We start from the raw sequence: 25,558 nt of genomic DNA on the forward strand, positions 1-25,558 counted from the left end.
TCCGCGAAAACTTAAGAAAGAGATTCGATGGTAGAAGTAAACAATTTGACGATGCGTTTTTCGCATCAATTGTTATTTGAAAATATAAATTTAAAGTTAGATAAGGGAAAACGTTACGGGCTGATTGGTGCTAATGGTGCAGGTAAAACAACATTTTTAAAGATTTTATCGAAACAGATTGAAGCAACAAGTGGAAATATTTCAATTGAAAACGGTTTACGAGTAGGTGTTTTGAACCAAAATCAATATGCCTTTGAAGAGTACACGCTAAAAGACGCTGTTATGTATGGCAACAAACGCTTGTATGATGCTATTAAAGAGAAAGAGCATCTTTATGTAACAGGTGATTTTTCAGATGATAAAGTCAATGATCGTTTGGCTGAGCTTGAGATTATTTGTGCCGAAGAAGACCCAACGTATGAAGTAGATGTCAATATTGAAAAGATTTTAGCATCTTTAGGTTTTCCTGTTGAAATGCACGATAGTCTTATGAGTGAATTAACGGGTGGGGATAAGTTCAAAATCTTACTTGCACAAGTGCTTTATCCCAAACCTGATGTTCTTTTCTTGGATGAACCAACCAATAACTTAGACCTTGAAGCCATTTCATGGTTAGAAGACCAACTCATTCGCCATGAAGGAACCATGGTTGTTATCTCGCACGATAGACACTTTTTAAATGCCGTCGTAACGAATATTCTTGATGTTGATTTTAAAAAAATTCGTGAATTTACCGGTAACTATGACGAATGGTATATGGCTGCCAATTTGATCGCTAAACAGCAAGAGATGGATCGAGATAAAAAGCTCAAAGAAAAAGAAGAGCTCGAAGCCTTCGTCAGACGCTTTTCTGCTAATGCTTCTAAAGCGAAACAAGCGACTTCCCGTCAAAAAAGACTTGAAAAATTGGATATTGCCGATATTCAAACCTCTTCACGCCGAGATCCAAGTATTATGTTTAGAATGGGACGCGATATCGGTAATGAAGTCTTGGACGTTGAAGGAATTGAAAAAAGCTATGGAGATCAAAAAGTCCTTCATAACATCAGTTTTAAGGTGGAAAAGGGCGATAAAATTGCTCTTATCGGACATAACGGTGTGGGTAAAACAACTTTGTGTAACATCATCATGGAGCAATTATCTAAAGATGCGGGAAGTGTTAAATGGGGTGCAACGATTATTCCGAGTTATTTCCCTCAAAATACAACCGACATGATTAATGGTGATCTTCAACTCTTTGAATGGCTTCAACAGTTTGATGATAAAAAAGATTTGGATGAAATTCGTAAATGCCTTGGTCGTATGCTTTTTTCCGGAGAAGAGCAAAAAAAGAGTGTCGGACAGCTCAGTGGTGGTGAAAAACACCGTATTGGTCTTTCAAAAATGATGTTAGAAAAAGGCAATTTTTTGGTTTTAGACGAACCCAACAACCACTTAGACCTTGAAGCAATTATCGCTTTAGGTGAAGGACTTTTTAAATTTGCGGGCAATGTTATCTGTGTCACGCACGATAGAGAACTGATTGACGCTTTTGCCAATCGTATTATTGAATTACATCCCGATGGAAGTATGACCGATTTTAAAGGCGATTACGAAGCTTTTAGAGAAATGTATGGCAGATAATAAAATACTTTTTAGTCTAGGTTCTTCGTTAGATCAAGATAAAGAATGGGCTTTGGTTGAAGAAAAAACTTCAGCCAAGCCTATTGAACTTAAACTTCCTTCCAAACATTTTCTTGTACTTAAAATGGAAAAGAGACAAGGCAAACCTGTGAGTATTGTTGGTCCATTTTGGCTTTCAAAAGAGCATATGCAAAGCTTATGTTCTACATTGAAGAAGAAGCTAGGAAGCGGTGGTACACTCAAAGAGGAATGGATGGAGTTTCAAGGTGAATGCAGAGAAAAACTCAAAAAATTTTTAGAAGTCGAAGGATTTCGTTTTAAGGCTTAAAAATGACGCATATCTTAAATTCATTATTGCCTATTTGTCTTATTATCTTTACGGGATACTGTTTTAAACACGCTAAATTCCCGTCTCCAGATTTCTGGCCTATGGCAGATAAATTTACCTACTATGTGCTTATGCCTTCTTTATTGGTCTATAAATTATCCATTGCCAAAATAGACTTATCCCATGCTGTCTCTTTAGTTGCTACCACAATGAGTACGATATTTTTAGTTCTGTTGTTTTTAGTGCTTCTCAATTTCTTTTTACATTTTGAAAATCGCGCATTTACTTCTATTGTCCAAGGGGGAATACGATTTAATACCTATGTTTTTCTTGCTTTTGTCGATACCGCTTATGGTGATAAAGGCCTCATCTTAGCCGCAATTGTCATTGCCTTTGTGATTCCTTTTTTAAATGTTTTATGTATCTCCATTTTTGCGATTTATACACGCAATGGTAAGTTCTCTATGCGTTCATTTTTAAAAACAATTGTTAAAAATCCGTTGATTGGAGCATGTGTCATTGGTGGATGCATTAATGCAAGTGGTTTGCCTCTTCCTCTTTTTGCACTAAAATCACTTTCTATTATCAGCAATGCCGCACTTCCTGTGGGTCTATTATCTGTTGGTGTTGGATTGGAATTAAAGTATCTTAAACATGCCAAAAAAGAGCTTGTAGTCTCTACCGTGACCAAACTCTTAATTTTCCCATTTTTAATGTATGGTGTTGGAAAACTCTTTGGCTTAGAGGGAATTGATCTTAGTATCGCAGTCATCTTTGGTGCGATGCCTACAGCAGTGTCAGCATATATTTTAGCGAGAGAATTAGGAGGAGATGTCTCTTTGATGGCCTCTATTATCACGTTGCAAACATTGGCGTGTGTTGGCACACTTTTTTTAATTGTTCCTTTGTTATAGACTAAAATCCATTTTAAAACGTTCAATTTCGCCGCTTTCTCCTACCACAACTAAAATATCACCTTGATCCAGTTTGTGGTTATGTCCTTCTGTAATAAAAATGAACTCTCTTTTGAGCTCTTTATCATGAAGTCCAAGAAGAAGCATATTGTATTCTTGTGTCGGATAGCACTCGCTTAGGGTTAAGCCGTTGAGTGGTGAGTGCGCGGTAATCATGATTTGTTCCATATTGACATCTTCTTCGCCAAAAATGGTTGTTTCTATGACTTGCATGACTTCAGGCTGTGTAATCAATTTGTATATTTTTTTACCCGTAATTTGGTAGGGGTCTAAAATGGTACTTGCGCCAGCAATTTCTAATTTGTGAATAGCATCTTTTGTATGTGTCGTCGCTACAATATGTACTTTAGGGTCAAGAGCGCGAATGGAAAGCGTTAAAAAAACATTTTTGACATCTTCATCAAACAGGGCAAAAACAAATTTGACATCTTCACTAATGCCAAGATCAATTAAAATATCATCATCACTGTAATCCGTGATTTGTAAATCAAAACCCAGTTTCTTTGCTTTAGATACAAGTGTTGGGTCATTGTCGATGATACTAAAGGCATACCCTTGTGCTTGGAGTCTTGTGCCTATTTCAAGCGATGCACGGCTAAAACCAAAGAGGATAATTTTCCCATCTCTCATTAGAAACTCCTCTTATCATTTTGTTTTCGTAGTGAGATAATATGATGTTTTCTTCCCATCAAAATGAGAGTGTCATTATTTTGCAGTAACAAATCACCCGAAGGGTTAAAATGGAGTTGTTTCGCACCTTTAGTGTCATTTTCTCGTAAAATCCCAAATAATAAAAGACGTTTTTCACGCAGTTTCAAAGATTCGACGGTGGTATTGACAAAGCATGAGTATTCATGGATAAGAATGGATTCAAATACAACGCCTGTATTTTCAGTCAGCATCTCATCTAACGCAGCATAAGAGATAGGTTGAGAAATATATTGCGCCCCCATTAAACCAATAGTTTCATCCGCACTAAAAGCATAATTGGCTCCGGCAAGAAGGTATTTCTTTTTATGAATTTGCTTGATAACACGGGCAATGATAGTGACATTTTTACTTAAACTTCGTGCCGTGAGTGTAATGAAAATATTTAGTTCGTCGCTGTTTGTTGCGCAAATAATGTGTGAAGCTCGTTTATCAACTCCCATAGCTCCTAAAATTTTACTTTTGGAAGCATCGGCGACAATGCCTATCATGCCGCGTTGTTGTGCAAGTTTGATTTTTTCTGTATCGGTGTCGATAATAACTAAATTTGTACCATCCTCATGCAACATCTTTGCAACAACTTCACCGACTCTTCCGTATCCGCAAATCACAATAAAGTGTTGCAATCGTTCTATGTCAGAGAAGAGGCGAACTTCTTTGAGTTCAATAAGCTTGTTTTGAAATGATGAGACGATGATAGACGTTAGAAATGCAATAATCGCTACACCAAAAATAATCAGTATCATTGAAACGACCATGCCTTCAGTCGTGATGGGGACAATATCGCCATATCCAACCGTTCCCATCGTCACAATCGCCCAGTACAGAGCATCAAACATCGTATTGATTTTAGGATTGAGATGGGTTTCAAAGATGTAAAAAGCAGAACTTCCCGCAAAAATAACAAAGCTTGCAAAGATAGCGAGCGTAAAGAGTTCAAATCTCTTTTCTTGAATAATGGTCGTAAAGGTCTTCATACTTTTGGCATAGCGAAAGAGCTTAAAAATCCTAAAAAGTAAAAAAATACGTAAAAAGCGTAAAGGCCTATAACTAGGGATAATAGCCAAAAGATCAATAATTGCAAGAGGCGATACCACATATTCTATTTTTTTGAGAACGACTTTCCCTAGTGTCTTCCAAAGGGAGAAGGGGAGATTGTTATTAATAGCATACTCATACGTATCGATTAAAATTGTATGGCTATCTGAAGATATCCAAAAGCGCATCAAATATTCGATAATAAAGATTACCAATGAAACTTGAATGACAAGGTCCAAGAAAGGTGATTCATCAGGGTGTTTAACTTCGTAAAGCAGGGATAAAACACTAAAAACAACCAATAAAACCATAAAAATATCGCAGTAAAATTTTAGTTTAGAGTGCTGATATTCTAAGAGCGTTCGTACAAACTCTTTCAATCGACGGTAGGCTGACCAACCGTCTATAAAATAAGCAAAACGAATCACCCACAACGTGATTTTATTCAAAATTTACCTTTTTAATTCTTTTTACATGTAATATTCTGTTTTAGGTAGGGTATCCTGCTTTTTGTAGCAATAATACAATTTCACCGACTTCAGGAAAACGTTCAACAGGTGTTCCAATTTTTTCTGTTTTTGAGAAAATTATCACATTATCGACTTCAACATCAAAGAAACCTCCCGTCTTGGGAATCAATGTAATGTTAGCCTCTTTATATGCATGTTGTATTTCATCTTTCACACGGAAAGCTCGTGGCATATATCCTCATCGTGTGCAGTAATAGAGTGTAACGTTCATACCTATCCTTTGGTTAATGTTCTTCTTTAGAGTGTTCCGTTGCTTCGACAAAAACGGTGGCATGCGTACATGCATCGTAAAGCTGTTCCGTTGTAAAACACGGATAATGTCCTAGCGCTTCAATGGTTTTTTGCGTATCACTTGCATGATTCATCTCAATAGCAATGTGCAATAATTCACCCAAAAAGCCTTCATGATGCAAAATGGCATTCTTAATCTCATCGTCAAGATGGATTTTCTCTAAAAATTCACTCATGGGGATGTTAAGATAGGCATCAATTAAAGAGAGACTGCCTGTTAAAAAAGCTTTATTTGCCAACTCTTTTTGATTACATGCTAGAGTTAATTCTTCCATCGCTTTGGCGCGAAATTTTGCATTATTAAAGAGTTCATTACCAAAAGGGTGAAGATGTGGTGCTCCGTAGAGAAACAACCCTAACCACGAGAGAAGCTTTTGAGGGCCTAAGAGAATCACCATTTGTTTAATAGAGGTAATTTTTTGTCTAAAATGGTAAGCTCCAGAATTTACATGGCGTAAAAGATTGTATACAAGATCAGGACACGTTGCAAATTTGTTTGAAATAAAGGTGGTATCGTTATTTTCTTGAATACAATTAATCAGCCTAATGGCATTTAACGTACTAGGCTCTATCTTTCGGCCACTTAAAATGACAGGTTTTTCAAAAAAATATCCTTGATACAAAGCAAAGTCCAGTTTTAAGCAAGCTTCATGCTCTTCGTGGGTTTCAATTTTTTCAGCTAAAAGGGGGATATTATATTTTGTGAGTTTTGAAACGGCTTCGCCAATATGCTCCAGTCCTATCGCTTGAATATCCACTTTGATGATATCCACATAAGGGAAAAGAGGCTCATAATATTTTAGCATGGTATCACTGCAATCGAAATCATCTAAAGAGAAACGATATCCTAATCGACGTAAGTGCTTGATTCTTTCGTACAATGCGAGTGAAACTTGTGTATGCTCTAAAATCTCAAAACCAAAATATTCTTTGGGAAGTAACAAAATGGCATCACTAAAAAGCATTGTCTCATCTACATTGATGAAGCCTAATTTATGCCCAATAATAGGTGCTAGTCCAATGTTGTGAATGAGATTGACAATCACACGTGCGGTTGCTTTGGCATTATCTTGGAAAGTTGCTATATTGTTCGTTTCACAAGAGCGATACAGGAGTTCATACCCGAAACATACACCTTCTTTATCAAAAATAGGTTGTCTTCCGACATAGGTACTCACTGAACACTCCTTGCTTTTAAACAATTATATAACAAAAAATATAAAGCTAGTTCTTACTTTTTTTGGCATCTTCGAACTTAATATTCACCATACCGCAAAATTTCTTTCCTCTGTAAAATTGTACCATATAAGTACTTTCGTCCTTATCGATGGCATAATTTTTCATAATGTCTTTTTGTTCAATTTTAATGCCGCTTTCATTAGTGACACCTGCTTTTGAATACCCGATGACGTTAATGCGGTACCCAGGAATATCATCAATTTGAAAGCTATGGTGTGCAGAAATCAGTGAACCGATTTTAGCTTTGCTTTTTTGTCCATCAATCATCAGTCCGACTTCATTTAAAGAATTTTCAAATTCTATAAAATCAGGTTTGAGTTTAGAAACCACGCTGTTACCATTCATGATTTTGTAGATATCTTTTTCTTTAATAACAGCGACTAAAGGGTTATTGCTTGTATAAGATAGCTTGTCTTTATCCATTGGAAAAAACTTGATATACGGTTTGAGCGTTGCAAGATTTAACATAATTTTTGTCGGTGGAATTTCAAGCATGCCATCGTCTTCAAGTAATTTTTTAATAACCGGTTGCGACAACTCAAATGGACGTGAAAATTTGATATTCATGACATTCATAAATTTTTCAATCGTTTTGAGTTGGTAAAAAACCTTTTGAGAAAGGTCTGTGATGTTTTTACTGGTTTCAATGGCAAACGCAGGCTTATTGTTCGTAATTGAAAAATAAGTAAGGCTTTGTTGCATCGCCTTATCTTGCGTTTTAGTATTAGTGTTTTTGACATTAAATTCATGCACATCTTCAATTAACCCGACATTGGTTTCTTGATTGACTTTTTTAGCAATCTCCGCGAGGTTGCCAAATTTTGCGCTGTGGATTTGCTGTTGGTCAATGATGGTTGCTTGTCCCCATGCTTTTGAGTTAAATGTTTTGTCAATATTCTTTTCACGGTAAAACCCTTGTCCGTCGTGGAGGTTTAACGTTAGATCAACTTTAGGATTTAAGATAAGCTTTTTGACTTCCGTGACAATATCGAAATCTTTATCTTTAGGCTCGATTTTCGCAAATTTACGGTTCATATCGCCATTGATGCCACGTTTATTTTGCACGATACTATCAAAATTTAAATTGGGAACAATCCAAACGCTTCCACTTTCAATTTTATAATATTTAGAAAGAAGCATAGGCGCGAAATAACCACCGGGTTCGTCACCGTGTATCCCTCCAATAACGAGGAGCATACTTCCTTCTTTGCCACTCTCTTTTTTAATCAGTGAATAATGCAATGTGTTGCTAAAAGCGTAGGTTGAAAAGAATAAACAGGATGCGAGAGCGAGTTTTTTTATCATAGGGTATCTTTGTCTTTTTTTAATTTTTTCCGAAAAGCTTATCAAATGCGAGATTAAATTTTCCCACTAGCATCTGCTTGTGAGAGTTTGTCTTGTAAAATAGTAACAAATGTATCAAAGCTAGGTAAAACAAGTGTGGCTTCACGTTGTTTAATACCCCACATTGATTCAGGAAAGTGTGAGTCATCTTCAAAACGTGCCATCACATGAATGTGCAGATGCGGAACGTAGTTGCCAAACATGGCTATGTTTATCTTTTTCGGATTGTAATATAAACGCATGGTTTGTTCTACGATTAACATTGCTTCTAGAATAGCTTTTTGTGTTGTTTCATCGCAATCACTCAACTCTTTATAGGGTTTTTGCGTAAAAATTTTTACCCAAGGAATGATGGAATTTTCACGTAAAATATAAAAGGAGTTGTTTTCATACAGTTTTTCAAGCATCAGTCTTCCTTAAATCGTTGTTTATAGCTGCATTTTTGACAAAGAGGCTCAACTGCTTTATGGTGTTTAAATCCATCGATAATAGCTTGGGTGCGTTTTTGATGCAAAATATCGTGTAGGCTATTTACATGTAAATCACCTAATTCTATAACACCTTCTTTATCTAAGCAGCACGGAACCACTTTTCCATTAGATAAGATACCAAAATGTGACTGAAGTCCAAGACAGGTACCATCGCTGTGATGTGTTGAGTGTAAAGAAGGCCATTCAAAATAGGTATCAAAATGCAACAGTATTTTTTCCGCGACCCTGATGGAACGCGTGCTTTGGTTTAAAGAAGTTTTTACATGTAAAGAGGTGTTAAATGCTTTTTCAAGATACGCAAAAAGCTTTTCATTAAACAACTTTTCACTGTGTTGCGCATCGAGATTCCATAAGCGCAGATTGATAAACATCGTTTTGTTGTGTTCTAATTTCGCCTTACATACTTTGATAATAGCGTCCATATAGGCATCAAACGAAAGTGATGTCTGGTTTTTATTGAAGCTATTAAGTGATATATTCAGCTGCTTAATCGCCGGATGTAACAGTGTCTGCATCGAATGTTTACAGAGATAATACCCGCTGGTAGTAAGCATGACTTTGAAATTTTTTTGATGCGTAATGTCCAGATAGCTTTCGAGATTGGAAAGCGTAAGGGAGTCTCCACCCATATGATATGCAATCTCTTTAGTGTAAGGCATCAGCTCTTGTAATACATGCGTGAAAAAAGGAAGAGACATCGTTTGTGTAGGTTGCTCTCGTGGTGGGCAGAAACTGCATTTCAGCCCACAGATATTCGTCAGCTCAACATAGACGCGGTAAAACTTACTCATGCGTAATTAAAATTCACTTTGGAGATCAGATTCCATCATCTCTGGCGTAAAGCATTTCACACAGTTACGACCACTCTCTTTTGCTTTGTATAAAGCGATGTCCGCGAATTTAATACACTTCCATAACGAGTCAGCATCACTTGGAAAAAACGAAACGCCGACACTGAGCGTTTTGTAAAAGGTAACACCATTATTGGCACGGATAGGCGTCTTTTCAAACAGAATACGGATTTTATTGGCAATTTGTTCAACCATCTGTGCATCGCATTGGTACAACAAGAGTAAAAATTCTTCGCCACCAAAACGAAAAGCAATATCCGCTTCACGAATATTTTCTTGCAAAATTTTAGCAACTGCTTGAATGGCTTTATCGCCAATATCATGCCCATGCGTATCATTGACCATTTTAAAAAAGTCGATGTCTAGCATTAAAACACCGTAAACAATATTGTTGCGCTTGGCTTGTGAGAGTGCTTTTTCGATGTATTCATCCAAATATTTTCGGTTGTAAAGACCTGTGAGTGCATCGGTTGTAGAGGAAATTTTAAGAATTTGCATCAGGTTTTTATTGACCAACTCTGGGCGTGCGGCATCGATATAATTTTGGATTTTAGGCAAATAAGTTTTGATGTGGTCTAGCTCTTCTTGTGTCGCCGCCCAAATACCAATGAGCAATTCAAAATTATCACTGATAGCGTAGGGGACACATACGTGATGTGCAAAAACATCTTTGCACGATTCACAAATGTGGTGAAATTGATCTGAATAGACCGACTGTTTTGTTCGCAAAGCACGGCATACTGGATTGACATTGGTTTTATGTGTAGAAGCGTTGAAAACAACCGTAGGCTGAATGAACTCTTTATTCGATTCTACCAGAATAAAATTGCTCAATCCAAAATCTTTTTGTAAAATGGTGCCAATGCGTTTGTAAATGTGTTCTTTATCCTCATCAAATTCGATAGTGCGCTTAAATTGGTAAATGTCTGAGAGCTCATGGACGACATTTTTAGCATCAATGAGAAGGTCTGAATGATCCGTAGGCGCTAATGCGAGAAATTTTCGGACACTGGTTTCAATTTCATTGAGGGTCCCTTCAAGCTTATTGAGTAAAGAGTTAATCCAGTAGGTTACATTTTTAGCTTCTTTATCATTGCCATTGAACTCAATACGATTGCTGTAATCACCATTTTTTGCTTGGTGCATCACAAAATTAATCGAATTAAATAACTCAAGCAACGGCTTTGTAGAACGATGTATGACTCCAAAAACTAGGAACATAATAGGAATAGAAAAGAGGAAAATTGCAAGTGATGTTAAAATCCCATTGGTACGTAAGTCCGATATGTCAAAAACAATACTAATCGCACCTAAGACTTCACCATCTTTAGCTTGATGACATTGCATGCAGTTAGGTGAGCCGTGCTGGTTCGCAATATAGGGAGTGCTAATGCGTAATTTCGCACTTTGCGATGACTCTTCATTGACTCTATGTTCCACGCCTGTTTTGAGTGTTTGAGCATCAATGTCATCTCGAACTGTTTCGTTATTCAGCCCTTTTCCAAACTGTTTAACAACGGATTCACTCCGAACAATCCACAGTGATTCAACACCCTTGGCTCGTGTAATTTTATCGAGAAAAAAGCCTCGTTGTTCCATTGTGCCGCTGAGCATATGTGCGGTCAAACCATCTTGCACCAGATCAGCGATGATCTTAGCTTTCTCTTCGGCATTTTTCATCCCTAGATGGCGTATGGAAAATGCAGAGACGACCATGAGCAGCATGAACGAGAGAAAGATGGTTCCAACAATAATCAACGAGAGTTTTTTTTGCATTGATTCCTCATTTTTGTGTGAAGTGATTATTCAACGGTGACACTTTTTGCTAAATTACGGGGCATATCCACATCGTTCCCCAGACGAATCGAAATTTCTAATGCTAAGAGTTGCGTAATGACCATCATCTCAAAAAATTCGCTCATCACATGCGTGTGTGCGGAAGTTTTGATAAAATCATCGGCTAAGTCAAATGCTTCAGGACTAATGACTAACAAAGTAGAATCCCTTGCACCTAACTCTTCGACATTGCTTTTCATTTTATCGTACAGAAGGTTTTTTGGCATTAAGGCAATGGTAAAGAGCTCACTATCGGCTAGTGCGATGGGTCCATGTTTCATTTCACCTGCTGGGTAGCCTTCTGCATGCAGATAGCTAATCTCTTTGAGTTTTAAAGCCCCTTCTAATGCAAGCGGATAAAAGAGGTCTCGCCCGATGAAAAAGAAACCATGCCCGTGCAAATAACGTTTGGAAAGGCGGCGGATTTTTTCATGGGTAGATTCATTAACTTTTAAAATGAGTGGTAAATGCAACAGTGCATCCATCTCTTGATGCATGCTCTCAGGAGAGATGTGGCCTCGCATATCTCCTAAATAAAGCGCTAAAAGCCATAATGTGACTACTTGCGTTGCAAACGCTTTGGTGCTCGCAACACCTTTTTCAATACCGGCACGCGTGAGTATGGTTACGTCTGCCGTGCGAACAATGGATGAATTATCGACATTACAAATAGCAAGGGTAGGCATGCCGCTTTTTTTTGCCATTTTTAACGCTTCTAACGTATCAGCAGTTTCACCACTTTGTGAAATCACAATAAACAGTGTGCGAGAATCCAATAAAGGCTCTTTGTAACGAAATTCGCTGGCGATAACAACATCGCAACGGATTTTTGACATGCGTTCAAACATATAGCTCGCGCTAAGGGCAGCATGGTAACTTGTACCACACGCACAAATTTTGATGGCATCAATCGCGATGAAGTCGAGTGCTGTTAGTTCATCCAACACCACGGCATTGTCTTTGATGCGACCCATCAATGTTTCCGTGACGACTTGAGATTGTTCATAAATCTCTTTTTCCATAAAGTAGCGGTAGCCATCTTTTTGTGCGGAGAGTTTATCGTGTGTGAGTGGTTTAAAATCCAATCGTCTCTCCTGATGCGCATATTTCAAAATGATGTCTTGATTTTTTGCCCAACCGTACTCTCCATCTTCTAAATAGACAACTTCTTTAACCAAACCGATGAGGGGTGCATCGGATGAGCTAAAAAAGACTTCATTTTCCGCACTTTTGCCTAAAAGAAGCGGCACGGCATTTTTAGCAAAAAAGATAACATCGGGCTCTTTTTTGGTAATAAGCAAAATAGCATATGCCCCATGCAAAGAGGCAATCGTCTCTTCAAATGCCCTAAAAGCATCGCCCAGCTTTTTAACATTTTTTTCAAAAAGATGAACGGCAACTTCGGTATCCGTTTGGCTTAAAAACGTCACGCCATCTTTGAGCAGTTCATCTTTAATCTCTTTGTAGTTTTCGATAATACCATTGTGAATGATGTAGGAAAATTCTCCCCAGTGAGGATGTGCATTTGCTTCTGTGGGTTTACCGTGTGTTGCCCACCTGGTGTGACCGATACCAACACCAAACCCTTCTGAATGAAAATGCTCTACTTTTCGCGCTAAATTGCTTAGTTTTCCCGTTGCTTTAAAGGAGGAAATGTCACCATCTTTTAAGACGGCAATGCCAGCAGAATCATACCCACGATATTCAAGTTCTTTAAGACCGTTTATTAAAAAATTTCGTTTTTCATTTGTACCAATATAGCCAACAATACCACACATGTTTCACTGCCTTTCTTAGAGAAAAAAGTTTAAAATATTCTGCCCATTGTCGCATAAGCGGGCTGTCTTTTCAATTAAGAGCAGGTTCCTCGTTCTGTTCTTAATGGTCTGGATTTTCGCCATGGCAATGTCAATACCGTGCTCATCAAACACACTCATCATGTAGGCCATTAACCCATGTTGATTCTTGGTTTTGACATGCATCAATGCGTATGATTTTGAATGTTCAAAGTTAATATCAATTTCACCTGGTAAAATCGTAGGTTTTTTCAAAGAAGCTTTTTTGCTCATGTCAAAAGAGTTATCAATCAGTTCGCAAATAAGTTCAATATCACTCTCATCGACACGCTCATTAAAGTCAAGTTGGAAGTACTTTTTGTTATCAAAGAGTTGGTAAATATCCATTTGAACAAGGTCTAAATAGGAGAGTTTTCCTAGCAAGTACCCGATGTTAAAACTTTTGCCTCGAATGACGGTGATGCTCAGATGATCTTCGTTGTTGATTTTATAGCGATATGAATTTTCAGGTGTCTCTTCTGCTTCCTTAACGATTTGGATAATGGCACTAGGCTTAAGTTTGAGGAAAAAGAAATTTGATGGAACTGAGAGCGCTTTTTTCTGTAAATTTTTAGGCAAGGCTAAAAATTCTGGAGTTTTTTTGAGGCTATTTTCTTTACGTAAGCGTTTGGTCGTTTCATCAATCAATTCTTCTTTATCGAACATCTCAATGCTATAGTTGTAAAACTCTTTGAGGAGTTTCCCAATAAAGTTGGTATAGATATTGTCATTGACGGCATTCATATCGGCATAGGTCAAAATATAAAGCATTTTTAATATTTGAGGATTTTGCAGTTTTGAAATAAAGGCTAAAACCACTTTTTCATTGTAGATATCTTCGCGGTTGGCTGTATTGCTCATCAGTGTATGGTTTTTAATGAGAATGATGGCTGTTTCTATGGCTTGTTCAGAAAAATCGAGTTTCATGGCATACGCTCTAAAAATTTTAGCACCGAGTTCGCTGTGATCGCCTTTGCGCCCTTTGCCGATATCGTGCAAAAATGCCACGAGCTTCATCAGCGCTTTGCCTTCAGGGCAGAGGTCATCAAAGAGCGATTTGATAAACGGGTCTTTGATGTTTTCAAGGTGATAGAGCGTGTGCAGTGAATGAATATCCACTGGCAATTTATGATACCCATCAAATTGAGCCAAATTGAGGATATGTTTAAAGGGTTTGATCAGTTGTTGTAATAAGGATGCTTCATACAGCACACTGTAAAGGGCATATAAATTGGGTTGAAATAAAAGCGCATAGAACTGCTTGTACGTTTTCTTGGAGTTATGCGGTGCAAAATGTGCTTGTTTGATGTAGTTTACATAACTGATATCAAAGGACAATTCAGGTGCGTCAAATTGTTGCAGTTGTTCTAATACAAGGTTTAACGTCGGTATAGGTTTTTTGAACGAGGCATAAACGGTGTCATCAGCGATGTACAACCCTTTTTCAATACGTCCTTTTTTTAAAGCGCTGAGTCGTGACGGATCACTCAGTAAAGAAGCGGTTAGTTTGCGCGTAAAAATTTTACATGTAACATCAATCGTATGCATGCAGGCAAAGGTACGAGACGATAATTGCATTTGTGCATTTTTAAGGATTTTATTCTCAAAGCCCAGTTTTTGAGCCACATCTGGGATAAATTCAAGATTGAGAATATCTTGTTTCTTTTTAGCGCTTAAATGCAAAGCCGAACGCACGCGGTATAAAAATTCTAAAGAACTTCGAAATTCTCGGTACTCCTCTTCATCAATAATATTAGGCACCAAGTCTCGAATGCGAATACTTCCAAAAAGAACTTTACAAATCCACGAAAGCGTGTTGGCATCTCTAAGACCGCCAACACCTTCTTTGATGTTGGGCTCCATATTCATAGGATTTTTGGCACGGCGCTCTTCACTTGCATGAATGATTTGTTCGATAACCTCTTTCTTCTCCCAACGTTGTATTTTTAAAAGTTCACGTTCGGTTTCCATCCACAGCAGTTTTGAGCCGCAAAGAAAACGAGACTCAAGCATAGCGGTCTTAATCGTTAAGTCTTGATTACTGGCGGGAACCAATTCCTCTAATTTATGCGTGCGATGCCCCAGTTTCATTCCAGCATCCCACGCAAGATAGAGCATGGATTGAATCATCGGTTCGATGTTGTAGCCAGGAATTGCTTTATAGACAACCATCAAATCAATATCGGAGTAGACACACAGCTCTTCTCGTCCATAACTGCCCATGCTAACAAGTACCACGGGGATGGAATTGACAAACGGCATATAGTTGCCAAAATATTTGCGCAACGTGTATTTGTAAATGAGCATAATAAACTGGTCGATTTTTTTGGTGTGTTTGACTAAAAAGTCTTTGCCTTGATTTTCGATAAATATTTCATTGAGAGAACCAAGATAACTTTTGATGTGCTCTTTGATGAGCTTGGAGATTTCAAAATCATCGGCATTTTTATCAATTAAGTCTTCAATAATCTCTTCTATTTCCATCAGGATTTCCTAGTTTTATTCATGGTTAAGCTATAATACATCAAATGTGCTTTTGATAAGCTAATGTAGTGATTAAGTTGTGACCAAAATGTTTTTAAATGATTTTACATGTAAAGGATTGTAATGATGCAAAAGCCGTATTTAAGAGCTTTCCCGGACGCGAATGGTTATTTTGGAAAATTTGGCGGAGCCTTTTTACCCCCAGAACTGATTGAACAGTTTAAAAAAATAGAACAGGCGTATTTGACGATTGGAAATTCACACAATTTTATTCAAGAACTGCGTGATATTCGTAAGCACTATCAAGGTCGCCCAACACCTGTGTATTATGCAAAACGTTTGAGCGAATATGTTGGAGGAGCGCGTATTTATTTGAAGCGTGAAGACCTCAATCATACGGGTGCGCACAAACTTAACCATTGCATGGGCGAAGCGTTGTTAGCCAAATATTTAGGCAAGAAAAAGCTGATTGCTGAAACAGGTGCAGGACAACACGGTGTGGCACTTGCGACTGCCGCGGCCTATTTTGGATTGGAGTGTGAAATTCATATGGGCGAAGTGGACATCGCCAAAGAGCATCCCAATGTGGTTCGTATGCGTGTCCTTGGCGCTAAAGTTGTACCTGTTACGTTTGGCGCAAAAACGCTTAAAGAAGCAGTAGATTCAGCATTTGTGGCGTACCTAAAAGACCCCGAAAACAGCATTTATTGCATCGGCTCTGTCGTAGGTCCTCATCCGTTTCCCATGATGGTTCGTGACTTTCAAAGTGTTGTTGGCATCGAAGCTAGAGAGCAGTTTTTAGAGATGACAGGCAATTTACCGGATAATCTAGTCGCATGCGTCGGTGGGGGCAGTAATGCTATGGGACTCTTTTCTGCTTTCATTGAAGACCCGTGTGAAATGTACGGAGTGGAACCTGGTGGTCGTGGGACAAAACTCGGTGAGCATGCCGCAAGCTTAACCTACGGTAGCGAAGGTATTTTGCATGGTTTTAACTCTATCATGTTAAAAAACGAGGAGGGTGAACCAGCAGCGGTGTATTCGGTAGCGAGTGGGTTAGATTATCCTTCTGTGGGACCAGAACATGCGTATTTAAACGCTATTTCACGTACAAAAGTGGGCATTGCAAACGATGCTGAAACCATTCAAGCTTTTTATGACTTAAGCCATTATGAAGGCATTATCCCTGCACTTGAAAGTGCACATGCCGTAGCCTTTGCCATGAAGTTAGCAAAAGAGAAACCGTATGAGTCTATTTTAGTGAATCTGAGTGGTCGTGGGGATAAAGATATTGATTTTGTGGTCGAAAACTATAAGCCAGAAGATTACATGTAAAACAAGAGAAGGAAGAGGGAGTTTAGCTCCCTCTTAATGAAATGGTATTTTTAATCCTTTTAACCTCTCTTTATAAAAAAAGTTGTTAAAATCCTCTCTTTAATTTCATTCTGCCAATAGCGTTGGCAAGCTTTAGCGCCGAGAGGCTAACGTAGCTAAAGGGCTTTGCTCTTTACAGATGAAGGGCTTTTAAAGCCACAATAGTAAACAATGAAAGTAACCCATGACTCTTATCGAAAAACTTGAAAACAATGAGCGCTTAAGCCTTGAAGATGGCATTGCGCTGTATGATTTAGACCTTTTTACGTTGGGTAAATATGCTAATGCAAGAAGACGCGCGTTGCATGGTGATAAAGTCTTTTTCAATGTCAATCGCCATATTAACCCTACCAATATCTGTAAAGATATCTGCAAATTTTGTGCCTTTTCTGCCAATCGTAAAAACCCCAATCCTTATACCATGACGCATGATGAGATTTTAGCCATTTTGGAAAAATCGATGAAAAACGGCATTACGGAAGTGCATGTGGTTTCTGCGCATAATCCTGCGACAGGATTGGAATGGTATTTAGAAATCTTTTCAAAAATTAAACAACATTTTCCCTCTTTACATGTAAAAGCTTTGACCGCGGCTGAGATTAACTTTTTGGCAACAGAATATAAACTCAGTTTTGATGAGGTCATCGACAAAATGATTGAGCACGGCGTAGATTCACTGCCAGGGGGTGGTGCCGAAATTTTTGATGAGAAAGTGCGAGAGTACATCTGTAAAGGAAAAGTAAGCTCAAAGCAGTGGCTTCATATCCATGAATTGTGGCACAAACGAGGTCATGAGTCCAATGCCACCATGCTCTTTGGCCATGTCGAAAAACGTGAGCACCGCATTGACCATATGCTACGTCTTCGTGAGCTTCAAGATAAAACACACGGCTTTAACGCTTTTATTCCTCTCGTTTACCAACGCGACAATAATTATTTACATGTAGAAGATTTTTTAAGTTCAACCGAGATATTAAAAACCTTTGCGATTAGCCGTTTGATGCTCGATAATATCAATCATATTAAAGCATATTGGGCAACTTCGACTATCAACTTAGCACTCGTTGCGATGGAGTACGGAGCTGATGACCTTGATGGTACGATTGAAGTCGAATCTATCCAATCTGCCGCAGGGGCTAAAAGTGCTAAGGGTTTAGGACTACAAGCGATTCTTGAACTCATTGAAACGAGTGGATTTAAAGCGGTAGAGCGTGACAGCTTATACCATGAGCTCAAAGCGTATTAATATGATTGAGCCGCATAAAGCACCAATAATAGTGGAAAACATGCACCTTTGAAGCTTTGCTTGAAAGGGATTATAAAACATAAAGGATTACCCTTGGGATTTTTTAAACTTCAAGAACATGGTACGAATGTAAAAACGGAAATAACCGCTGGTTTTACAACCTTCTTGACCATGATGTATATCGTTCCTGTTAATGCCATCATTATGAGCAAAACAGGTATGCCAATGGAGGCGCTAATCACAGCAACCGCTTTGATTACCATTTTTTCAACCGTCCTTAATGGTCTTTGGGCCAATACGCCGATTGCAATGAGCGTTGGTATGGGACTTAATGCCTATTTTACATTTGGGCTTGTTTTGGGTATGAAAGTGCCATGGCAAACGGCTTTGGGTGTTGTCTTTCTCTCAGGTCTTTTATTTGTTATTCTCTCTTTTACGCAATTTCGTGTGTGGATTATGAAAAGTGTTCCAACCGACTTACGTCGTGCTATTAGTGCGGGTATTGGTGCGTTTATCGCATTTATTGGCTTGAAAAGCATGGGTATGATTATTGCCAATCCTGCTGTTTTAGTGGGTGTCGGTAATTTCAAAAGCTCAAATGTTCTTTTAGGCGTTTTAGGTCTAGTATTGGTGTTTGCTTTTTTCTCATGGAAAATTAAAGGTGCATTTATTTTAGCTGTCTTAGTGACCTCTATCGTTGCATGGGTTTCAGGAATGGCTCCGTATCCGACAGAATTTTTCTCAATGCCTTCTTCCATTAGCCCCATTTTCTTGGAACTTGATATTAAATCTGCCGCAACTTTAGCCCTTTTCCCTGTGGTCATTACTTTTTTGATTACCGATTTATTTGATTCTATCGGAACGCTTGCTGGGGTAGGTTATCGTGCAGGATTGTTTAAAGACGATGGAAAAGAGCTTCAAAAAACACTCGAAGTAGATGCGTTAGCAACGGCAGCAGGTGCCCTTGTCGGTGTTTCAACTACGACGAGTTTTGTTGAAAGTGCTAGTGGTGTTGAAGAAGGAGGGCGTACAGGCTTAACGGCTGTTGCGACGGGATTGTTCTTTGTCTTAACTTTGTTTATGATGCCTTTGTTTAAAGCTATCCCTGAAAATGCCATTTATCCTGTTTTAGTAATGGTTGGTGTTTTGATGTTTAGCGAGCTTTCTCATGTTAATTTTAAAGATACTGCCATTGCTGTTTCAACATTCTTGATTGTTATTATGATGCCATTAACGTTTTCAATTACCAACGGTTTGGCATTTGGTCTTATCTCTTACTTAATTGTGAAGGTGATTAAAAAAGAGTACCATGATATTAACATCGGTATAGCGTTTCTGACATTTGTCAGTTTAATTGTGTTCATCGTTCAATAAAAGGAAATATAGGTGCGATATTATAGTTATGAAGAATTTAAAGTTGATGTCAATACATTAGCCAAAGAGATGAGAGTTTATAATCCCGATGTCATTTTAGCCGTGGCACGTGGCGGTATGACATTAGGACATTTTTTAGCGGAAGCCTTGGAAATGCGCTCATTGTATGCTATTAATTCGATTCATTACGAAGAGACTAGGAAACTTGATACCATCCAAATTTTTAACATTCCCGATTTAAGTCGTGCAAAACGCGTTGTCATTGTGGATGATATTATCGATAGCGGTGAAACCATGATTGAAATAGAGCGTGTTTTAGGTAAACAATTCCCTGAGGTCGAGTTTAAAATAGCTTCCATATTTTACAAAGATAAAGCACTCCTTAGACCGGACTTTGCAGCACGCGAAGCAACCGAATGGATTGAGTTTTTCTGGGACTTTCAAATTGACAAATACAAATAAAAAGGGGAGTGTAAGCTCCCTTTTTTCCTTTCTCTCTCGTTATCAACTTCTTATTATCTACACGTGTACTATTTTAACGCTGTGTACGCTGTATGCCGTTCAGCCCATTCAACCGCTTTTTGAAAAAGAGTTTAGCCTAAGCCGTTTTGAGGCCGTTATTTTTACGACGGTCATTATGCTCCCTTTAGGATTTGCACCAATTTTGTACGGTTATATTTTAGAGACATTATCGTCTAAGCACTTTTTGAGAAATGCCGTTTTGCTCTTAGGCGTGCTAGAATTGTGTTTTGCGTGGAGTGACACCTACCCGATTCTTTTGGGAATTCGCGCATTTCAAGGCCTTTTAATTCCTGCCGTTTTAACCTCTTTGATGAGTTATATTAGTTTTATTACGCCTAAAGAGAGAGTGCAACAAGCCATAGGTTATTATATTGGCGCGACGATTTTGGGTGGTTTTGTGGGAAGATTGCTTTCTGGCATTTTGAGTGACCTATTTGGCTGGAGGCTTTTTTTTATTCTGCTTGGCGTTGCTTTAATCTTGATGTACGGTTGTTTGCATTACGTCAGTGAAGAGGTGAAAGTTGATTTTGTTAAACCACGTTTTTCTCAGATTATGGATGTTTTGAAAAATAAAAGCTTTTTCAATATCTATGCAATGATGTTTTTCATCTTCTTCGTCTTCCAAGCGGTTCTTAATTTCTTGCCTTTTCAACTGAAAAACCTCAGTTCAAGTATGGGCTATGGTAAAGTCGGTATGATGTATGCGGGCTATATTATTGGATTTATTGTCTCCATTCGTATTTTATGGTTAATTCGCTTTTTTGGAAACGAAACGAAAACCATTGCTATTGGTATTATCACTTACGTAATTGGGCTTCAAATTTTTCATATTAACAACTATATCGTGATGTTTAGTGGTATGTTTATCTTTTGTGCAGGTTTTTTTATTGTCCATTCGGTAGCATCAGGTTTGATTAGTAAACTTGCCCATGAAAAAAGAGCTATTTCCAATGGTTTGTATCTTTCGTTTTATTATGCAGGCGGAACCATAGGAACGTTTGCACCGGGTGTTTTTTACGAATACCTTGGTTGGCATGTTTTTATTGGGCTTCTAGCTTTGGTGACTCTCGCAACATTTTTTTTCGTATTTCAACTCAAACAAGGGCTTGCGCGTTAGTTTTACATGTAAATCGTTAGCTGTCTTTTTTAGGGTCATCGTGGAATTGCGTCATAATGGTTTTGATTTCATTGATACACGCTAGAAATGAATCGACCAGCTCTGGGTCAAAGTGTTGTCCTTTTTGTTCAACCAAATATTCTACCGCTCGCTCAAAACTCCATGCCTCTTTATAGGGGCGTCTTGAAGTCAGGGCATCAAAAACATCGGCTATGGCCACAATGCGTCCAACAAGAGGGATATCATACCCTTTGATGCCATACGGATACCCCTTGCCATCAAAACGTTCATGGTGAGTGAGTGCTACGATGCGCGCTGTTTGTAGTAAAGAGGATTGATGATTGCCGATGATATTGGCTCCTTGTAGCGGATGCTTTTTAACAACTTCCCACTCTTCTGGTGTCAAAGGGCCTTCTTTTTTAAGAATATGATCGGGTGTACCAATTTTACCAATGTCATGCATAGGCGCTGAGAGAAAAATAAGCTCTGCTCTTACATTGTCAAGGCCGATTTTCTCAGCAATCATTTTGGCATAAGCACTCATACGCAAAATATGTGTTCCCGTTTCATTGTCTTTAAATTCTGCGGCACACCCTAATTGACGAATGACTTCCATCCTTGTTAGAACAATTTCTTCCGTTCGTTCTTCCAATTTTTGCTCAAGGTTACGTTGGTATTGTAGGAGAGATATTTGGGTATTGACTCTAGCTAATACGATAGAAGCATTCACAGGTTTTGTAATATAATCAACCGCTCCTAACCCAAGTCCTTCTGCTTCATCTGCACAATCGGTCAGTGCTGTCACAAAAATGATGGGGATATTGCGTGTGAGAGGATCGCTTTTGAGCTTTTTGCAGACATCATAGCCATTCAGTTCTGGCATCATAATATCGAGTAAAATCAGATCCGGAATATCGCCGCTTGCGATAAGATTAAGAGCTTTAATGCCATTATTAGCAACTTTGACTTTATAGAATGGTTTTAAAATTTCACTTAAAACCATTAAGTTTTCAGGCGTATCATCCACCAGTAAAATTGTTTCCATTTTATATTCCGACATACGTTACCCTTTTGCTATAGTGTTTGCATGTAATGTTTCAAGAAGAGGCTCAATTAATGAAATGGCATTTTCAAATTCAAATGACTTAATCTGTTCATAGGCTTCCAAAAGACGGATATCTTTAGAGTGTTCTAACATCGCAGCATCATCCAATGCCGTTGCATCTGCACTACGCAATTTTTCGATTAATGCTAAAAGCGTTTGTTCGTCAATACTATGCAAAGGTTGTTCATTGATGTCGGTGTCTTGTTGGCTTAACGTCTGAATTATAGCACTCAATGAACGTATTTTGGTATCAATAGCTTTTAAAAGTGAAGAATCTTCAGAAATAGGGTGCTCTGAAAGTTCTGCTTGTTGTGCTAATTCGACCAGATCATCGATGCCTAATGTTGCTACAATACCTTTGAGGGTATGGCATAAACGTTTTGCTCCCTCGAAATCATTGGCACGAACACACGCTTGGTAGTTTTGAATAAAATAAATTTGCTCTTTAGCAAATGTTTTTAACAGTTGGCGGTACAATGTAACATTGCCCCCGAGTCGCTCAATCGCATGAATGCTATCAATACCTTCGAGGGTAAAAGAGACTTGTGGTGTTGGTTTAGAGGCAATGGGAGCGGTTTTTTTACAAAAATAGGCAATTTCAGCCAGTAATTTTTTTGAGTCGATGGGTTTTGAAATATACCCATCCATTCCCGAAGCATAACACTTTTCTTTGTCTCCCTTCATCGCGTTTGCCGTCATCGCGACAATGGGAATTTCAAGATGCAACTCGGTACGAATTTTGTGGGTAGTCTCAAATCCATCTAAAACAGGCATTTGGCAATCCATTAAAATCATATCGGGAATCTCATTTTTTAGGAGCCAATCAATTGCTTCTTGCCCGTTGGACGTTATATGAACAAGGATTCCTTCTTCTGCTAGCATATCGTGCGCTACTTCTTGATTACTAGGGTTATCCTCAACGACTAAGATATGTAATCCCGCTAAAGATAGTGGCAGAATGGTTTCTTCAAAGGAGTCTTGTACTGGCTCTACAAGGCGCTTATGTCCGTACATCGAAATTAGGGTGTCAAACAGGGTTGAAGAGGTGACGGGCTTGACAAGAATGGCATAAGGCTGTTGTTCACCTAGTTTCTCAATGAGTTCTTCTTTATCATAAGCGGTTACCATCATAATGGAAGCAATTTGATGCTCATATTGTTTTTCAATGAGGTTGAAAAGCGCAATGCCATCAATTCCTTTCATTTTCCAATCAATAATTGCAACATCGGCTTCAAACCCTTCATTGAGCAGTGTTATGGCCTCATGAGCATCTTTACATGTAACGCATCCCACGCCAAAGTTATAAAAAATTTCGGCAAAAATTTCAAGGGCCGTTTCGTTATCATCAACGACAAGAACTTTAAGTGCTTTTGTCATCAGTGTTTGAGATGGTACACTAAAAGAGGTATCGATACGCAGTGGTATTTCAAACCAAAATGTACTGCCTTCATTAAAAACGCTTTCACAACGAATTTCACCGCCCATCATCATCACAAGTCCTTGTGCGATGGAAAGACCAAGCCTTGTACCTCCGTAGTTGCGCGTTGTAGACATGTCTGCTTGGGAAAAAGCGTTAAATAACACATTCATCTGTTCAGGGGTAATACCAATGCCCGTGTCTTTGACTTCAAAGCGAATAACTTGTGTTCCTTCTTGCTCAGGGGATGCTTTTAAACGGATAATAATCTCACCTTCATTGGTAAATTTAATGGCGTTCGAGACAAGATTTAAAAGGATTTGTTTGAGCCTAAGTGGGTCACCTTTATAGTGGTACGCAGGAGCATTTCCAATATCAATCAGTAATTCCAATCCCTTTTGTTGCGCGCGAATACTCGTAAGGTCAGTAACAGAAACAATTAATTCTTCAAGTTGAAAAGGAATGGACTCAAGTTGAATTTTATTGGCTTCAATTTTAGAAAAATCCAAAATATCGTTAATAATATCCAGAAGATGATGCGATGCCTCTGCAACTTTTTTTAAATAGTGACGCTCCTTTTCAGGCAAATCTTTGCGTAAAATAAGCTCCGTCATACCAATAATAGTGTTCATCGGCGTGCGTATCTCATGGCTCATATTGGCTAAAAATTGACTTTTGGCTTGGTGGGCATGTGCCGTTTTTGCCATGGCTATTTTTAACTCTTCAGCCGCTTTTTGCAAGCGTTGGTTGGTAAGAGTCACTTTTTCTTCTGCTAATTTTCGTTTTTTGATTTCACGTTTCAGGATTAAAAGCCATAAAATAAATCCAACACAGAAGAGCAATGCAATTAAAAGCACTTTTAGAAGAAGGGAATAATCTGTTTTAGCTTGAATATCAACTTTAATATAACGCTTATAAAGCTGGTCTAACTCCTCTTGGCTGATAGCATCAATGCCTTGATTAATAATTGGAAGTAAAGCGCCATCTTTCATCGCAATCACTAAAGCAAGTTCATCTTTTAGAATTCCGACAATTTTCATCTTTGTCAGTCCACTGTTTTGTAAAGCATACCCTACAATAGGCGACATCTCTAAAAAAAGATCGGCTTTTTTATGTTCAACAGCCATTAACCCTTCTTCTATTGTCTGCACAAAATAGGTCTTAATCGTAGGATAATGTTTTTGAAGGTAATGAAAAGCAGAAGAATCTTCCCCCACTGCTACGACCAATTTTTGTTGTTGAACTTGTTCTAGATTGGTGATAAAGTGCTCTGTCTTAAGTCCTGCTAAAACCAATTTAAATTTAAAAAGAGGTTTGCTGACGATTTCTCGTGGAGCAACATCAATCGCAATAAGTCCGGGTAAAATATCTAATATCCCCGTGTCATAATGATTAAGAACAGAACTCCAGTTGTCATCATAAGCATAAGCAAAACGAAGAGACGTTTTTGATTCTAACAAATGCAAGTAATCGACAATCATACCGCTGATGTGATGATTATTGACAAATACTAAAGGTTCCCACGATGTTTGGCTATAAATCAAAGGTCTTTGAAGAGGATATCTTTCCGTAGGTTCAGGGGATGCATTCGCTAAAAATGGAAAAGAAAGTATCATGAGAATACCGCATAGAATTGTCCATTGTTTCATTGATAATACCTTATCGTTGCAATAAGACTAGTATAACGCGATGTTGTTTAATATTTTTTGAATGAATTTCATACACAAAAATGCTTTTTTTTATTTCTTAAAGTGAGAAATAAAATGTTCATTTGACTATTAAAAGCGTATAAATGTTTCAAAATGTATCAATAAATTTTATGCACTTTATA

At 38.2% G+C, this 25,558-nt stretch carries 20 protein-coding genes; 8 read left to right on the top strand and 12 right to left on the bottom strand.

Going from position 1 to position 25,558, the window contains the following annotated elements:
* Positions 1–27: 27 nt before the first annotated feature.
* The 3 genes from AC5SLP_RS08645 to AC5SLP_RS08655 are packed head-to-tail and all read left to right on the top strand — an operon-like array spanning position 28 to position 2,865.
* Positions 28–1,623, top strand: coding sequence for an ABC-F family ATP-binding cassette domain-containing protein (locus AC5SLP_RS08645; RefSeq protein WP_495254762.1), 1,596 nt, complete (start codon positions 28–30; stop codon positions 1,621–1,623).
* The gene (locus tag AC5SLP_RS08650) at positions 1,613–1,951 is read left to right on the top strand and encodes a translation initiation factor (RefSeq protein ID WP_495254763.1); all 339 of its coding nucleotides are present in this window, start codon (positions 1,613–1,615) and stop codon (positions 1,949–1,951) included. The genes AC5SLP_RS08645 and AC5SLP_RS08650 overlap by 11 nt, the downstream gene beginning before the upstream one ends.
* 2 nt (positions 1,952–1,953) lie before the next feature.
* A complete protein-coding gene (locus AC5SLP_RS08655) occupies positions 1,954–2,865 on the top strand; it encodes an AEC family transporter (protein WP_495254764.1) in 912 nt (303 codons plus the stop codon).
* Here AC5SLP_RS08655 and AC5SLP_RS08660 read toward each other — a convergent pair.
* The 10 genes from AC5SLP_RS08660 to AC5SLP_RS08705 are packed head-to-tail and all read right to left on the bottom strand — an operon-like array spanning position 2,860 to position 15,572.
* Entirely contained in the window at positions 2,860–3,555 is a 696-nt protein-coding gene (locus AC5SLP_RS08660; protein ID WP_495254765.1) for a potassium channel family protein, read from the bottom strand. The genes AC5SLP_RS08655 and AC5SLP_RS08660 overlap by 6 nt on opposite strands.
* Positions 3,555–5,120 carry an NAD-binding protein gene (locus AC5SLP_RS08665; protein ID WP_495254766.1) on the bottom strand — a complete coding sequence of 522 codons (1,566 nt, stop codon included), beginning with the start codon at positions 5,118–5,120 and terminating at the stop codon, positions 3,555–3,557. The genes AC5SLP_RS08660 and AC5SLP_RS08665 overlap by 1 nt, the downstream gene beginning before the upstream one ends.
* A gap of 40 nt (positions 5,121–5,160) precedes the next feature.
* Positions 5,161–5,373: an Rdx family protein gene (locus tag AC5SLP_RS08670; protein ID WP_495254767.1), complete on the bottom strand. Its 213-nt coding sequence runs from the start codon at positions 5,371–5,373 to the stop codon at positions 5,161–5,163.
* 52 nt (positions 5,374–5,425) lie between these two features.
* Positions 5,426–6,670 (bottom strand): EAL and HDOD domain-containing protein, encoded by a 1,245-nt coding sequence (locus tag AC5SLP_RS08675; RefSeq protein WP_495254768.1) that lies wholly within the window; start codon positions 6,668–6,670, stop codon positions 5,426–5,428.
* Positions 6,671–6,716: 46 nt separating this feature from the next.
* On the bottom strand, positions 6,717–8,036 hold the full coding sequence (locus tag AC5SLP_RS08680) for a M99 family carboxypeptidase catalytic domain-containing protein (protein WP_495254769.1): 1,320 nt from the start codon (positions 8,034–8,036) through the stop codon (positions 6,717–6,719).
* A gap of 53 nt (positions 8,037–8,089) precedes the next feature.
* Positions 8,090–8,482 carry an HIT family protein gene (locus AC5SLP_RS08685; protein ID WP_495254770.1) on the bottom strand — a complete coding sequence of 131 codons (393 nt, stop codon included), beginning with the start codon at positions 8,480–8,482 and terminating at the stop codon, positions 8,090–8,092.
* Positions 8,482–9,357 (bottom strand): radical SAM/SPASM domain-containing protein, encoded by an 876-nt coding sequence (locus tag AC5SLP_RS08690; RefSeq protein WP_495254771.1) that lies wholly within the window; start codon positions 9,355–9,357, stop codon positions 8,482–8,484. The genes AC5SLP_RS08685 and AC5SLP_RS08690 overlap by 1 nt, the downstream gene beginning before the upstream one ends.
* A 6-nt stretch (positions 9,358–9,363) precedes the next feature.
* Positions 9,364–11,193 carry a GGDEF domain-containing protein gene (locus AC5SLP_RS08695; RefSeq protein WP_495254772.1) on the bottom strand — a complete coding sequence of 610 codons (1,830 nt, stop codon included), beginning with the start codon at positions 11,191–11,193 and terminating at the stop codon, positions 9,364–9,366.
* A 26-nt stretch (positions 11,194–11,219) separates the two neighbouring features.
* Complete coding sequence (glmS, locus tag AC5SLP_RS08700; protein WP_495254773.1) at positions 11,220–13,031, bottom strand: glutamine--fructose-6-phosphate transaminase (isomerizing); 1,812 nt, start codon at positions 13,029–13,031, stop codon at positions 11,220–11,222.
* Between the two features lie 15 nt (positions 13,032–13,046).
* A complete protein-coding gene (locus AC5SLP_RS08705) occupies positions 13,047–15,572 on the bottom strand; it encodes a [protein-PII] uridylyltransferase family protein (RefSeq protein ID WP_495254774.1) in 2,526 nt (841 codons plus the stop codon).
* Positions 15,573–15,698: 126 nt separating this feature from the next.
* On the opposite strand from AC5SLP_RS08705, the gene trpB reads away from it, so the two are divergent.
* From trpB to AC5SLP_RS08730, 5 genes are all read left to right on the top strand, one after another.
* On the top strand, positions 15,699–16,907 hold the full coding sequence (trpB, locus tag AC5SLP_RS08710; protein WP_495254800.1) for a tryptophan synthase subunit beta: 1,209 nt from the start codon (positions 15,699–15,701) through the stop codon (positions 16,905–16,907).
* A 223-nt stretch (positions 16,908–17,130) separates the two neighbouring features.
* Complete coding sequence (gene mqnE / locus AC5SLP_RS08715; protein ID WP_495254775.1) at positions 17,131–18,192, top strand: aminofutalosine synthase MqnE; 1,062 nt, start codon at positions 17,131–17,133, stop codon at positions 18,190–18,192.
* Between the two features lie 93 nt (positions 18,193–18,285).
* Positions 18,286–19,566: an NCS2 family permease gene (locus tag AC5SLP_RS08720; protein ID WP_495254776.1), complete on the top strand. Its 1,281-nt coding sequence runs from the start codon at positions 18,286–18,288 to the stop codon at positions 19,564–19,566.
* Between the two features lie 12 nt (positions 19,567–19,578).
* Positions 19,579–20,028 carry a phosphoribosyltransferase gene (locus tag AC5SLP_RS08725; RefSeq protein WP_495254777.1) on the top strand — a complete coding sequence of 150 codons (450 nt, stop codon included), beginning with the start codon at positions 19,579–19,581 and terminating at the stop codon, positions 20,026–20,028.
* Entirely contained in the window at positions 20,012–21,205 is a 1,194-nt protein-coding gene (locus AC5SLP_RS08730; protein WP_495254778.1) for an MFS transporter, read from the top strand. The genes AC5SLP_RS08725 and AC5SLP_RS08730 overlap by 17 nt, the downstream gene beginning before the upstream one ends.
* A 16-nt stretch (positions 21,206–21,221) precedes the next feature.
* On the opposite strand, the gene AC5SLP_RS08735 is transcribed toward AC5SLP_RS08730, so the two are convergent.
* Positions 21,222–22,265 (bottom strand): HD domain-containing phosphohydrolase, encoded by a 1,044-nt coding sequence (locus tag AC5SLP_RS08735; RefSeq protein ID WP_495254779.1) that lies wholly within the window; start codon positions 22,263–22,265, stop codon positions 21,222–21,224.
* 3 nt (positions 22,266–22,268) lie between these two features.
* Complete coding sequence (locus AC5SLP_RS08740) at positions 22,269–25,376, bottom strand: response regulator (RefSeq protein WP_495254780.1); 3,108 nt, start codon at positions 25,374–25,376, stop codon at positions 22,269–22,271.
* Between the last annotated feature and the right edge of the window lie 182 nt (positions 25,377–25,558).

Source organism: Sulfurospirillum sp. E15m, from assembly GCF_059415145.1.

Coding starts and splice junctions, on each gene's coding strand:
- AC5SLP_RS08645 (WP_495254762.1), top strand. CDS start 28: ATGGTAGAAGTAAACAATTTGACGATGCGTTTTTCGCATCAATTGTTA.
- trpB (WP_495254800.1), top strand. CDS start 15,699: ATGCAAAAGCCGTATTTAAGAGCTTTCCCGGACGCGAATGGTTATTTT.
- AC5SLP_RS08685 (WP_495254770.1), bottom strand. CDS start 8,482: ATGCTTGAAAAACTGTATGAAAACAACTCCTTTTATATTTTACGTGAA.
- AC5SLP_RS08690 (WP_495254771.1), bottom strand. CDS start 9,357: ATGAGTAAGTTTTACCGCGTCTATGTTGAGCTGACGAATATCTGTGGG.
- AC5SLP_RS08680 (WP_495254769.1), bottom strand. CDS start 8,036: ATGATAAAAAAACTCGCTCTCGCATCCTGTTTATTCTTTTCAACCTAC.
- mqnE (WP_495254775.1), top strand. CDS start 17,131: ATGACTCTTATCGAAAAACTTGAAAACAATGAGCGCTTAAGCCTTGAA.
- AC5SLP_RS08740 (WP_495254780.1), bottom strand. CDS start 25,376: ATGAAACAATGGACAATTCTATGCGGTATTCTCATGATACTTTCTTTT.
- AC5SLP_RS08660 (WP_495254765.1), bottom strand. CDS start 3,555: ATGAGAGATGGGAAAATTATCCTCTTTGGTTTTAGCCGTGCATCGCTT.
- AC5SLP_RS08695 (WP_495254772.1), bottom strand. CDS start 11,193: ATGCAAAAAAAACTCTCGTTGATTATTGTTGGAACCATCTTTCTCTCG.
- AC5SLP_RS08655 (WP_495254764.1), top strand. CDS start 1,954: ATGACGCATATCTTAAATTCATTATTGCCTATTTGTCTTATTATCTTT.
- AC5SLP_RS08735 (WP_495254779.1), bottom strand. CDS start 22,265: ATGTCGGAATATAAAATGGAAACAATTTTACTGGTGGATGATACGCCT.
- AC5SLP_RS08705 (WP_495254774.1), bottom strand. CDS start 15,572: ATGGAAATAGAAGAGATTATTGAAGACTTAATTGATAAAAATGCCGAT.
- AC5SLP_RS08670 (WP_495254767.1), bottom strand. CDS start 5,373: ATGCCACGAGCTTTCCGTGTGAAAGATGAAATACAACATGCATATAAA.
- AC5SLP_RS08650 (WP_495254763.1), top strand. CDS start 1,613: ATGGCAGATAATAAAATACTTTTTAGTCTAGGTTCTTCGTTAGATCAA.
- glmS (WP_495254773.1), bottom strand. CDS start 13,031: ATGTGTGGTATTGTTGGCTATATTGGTACAAATGAAAAACGAAATTTT.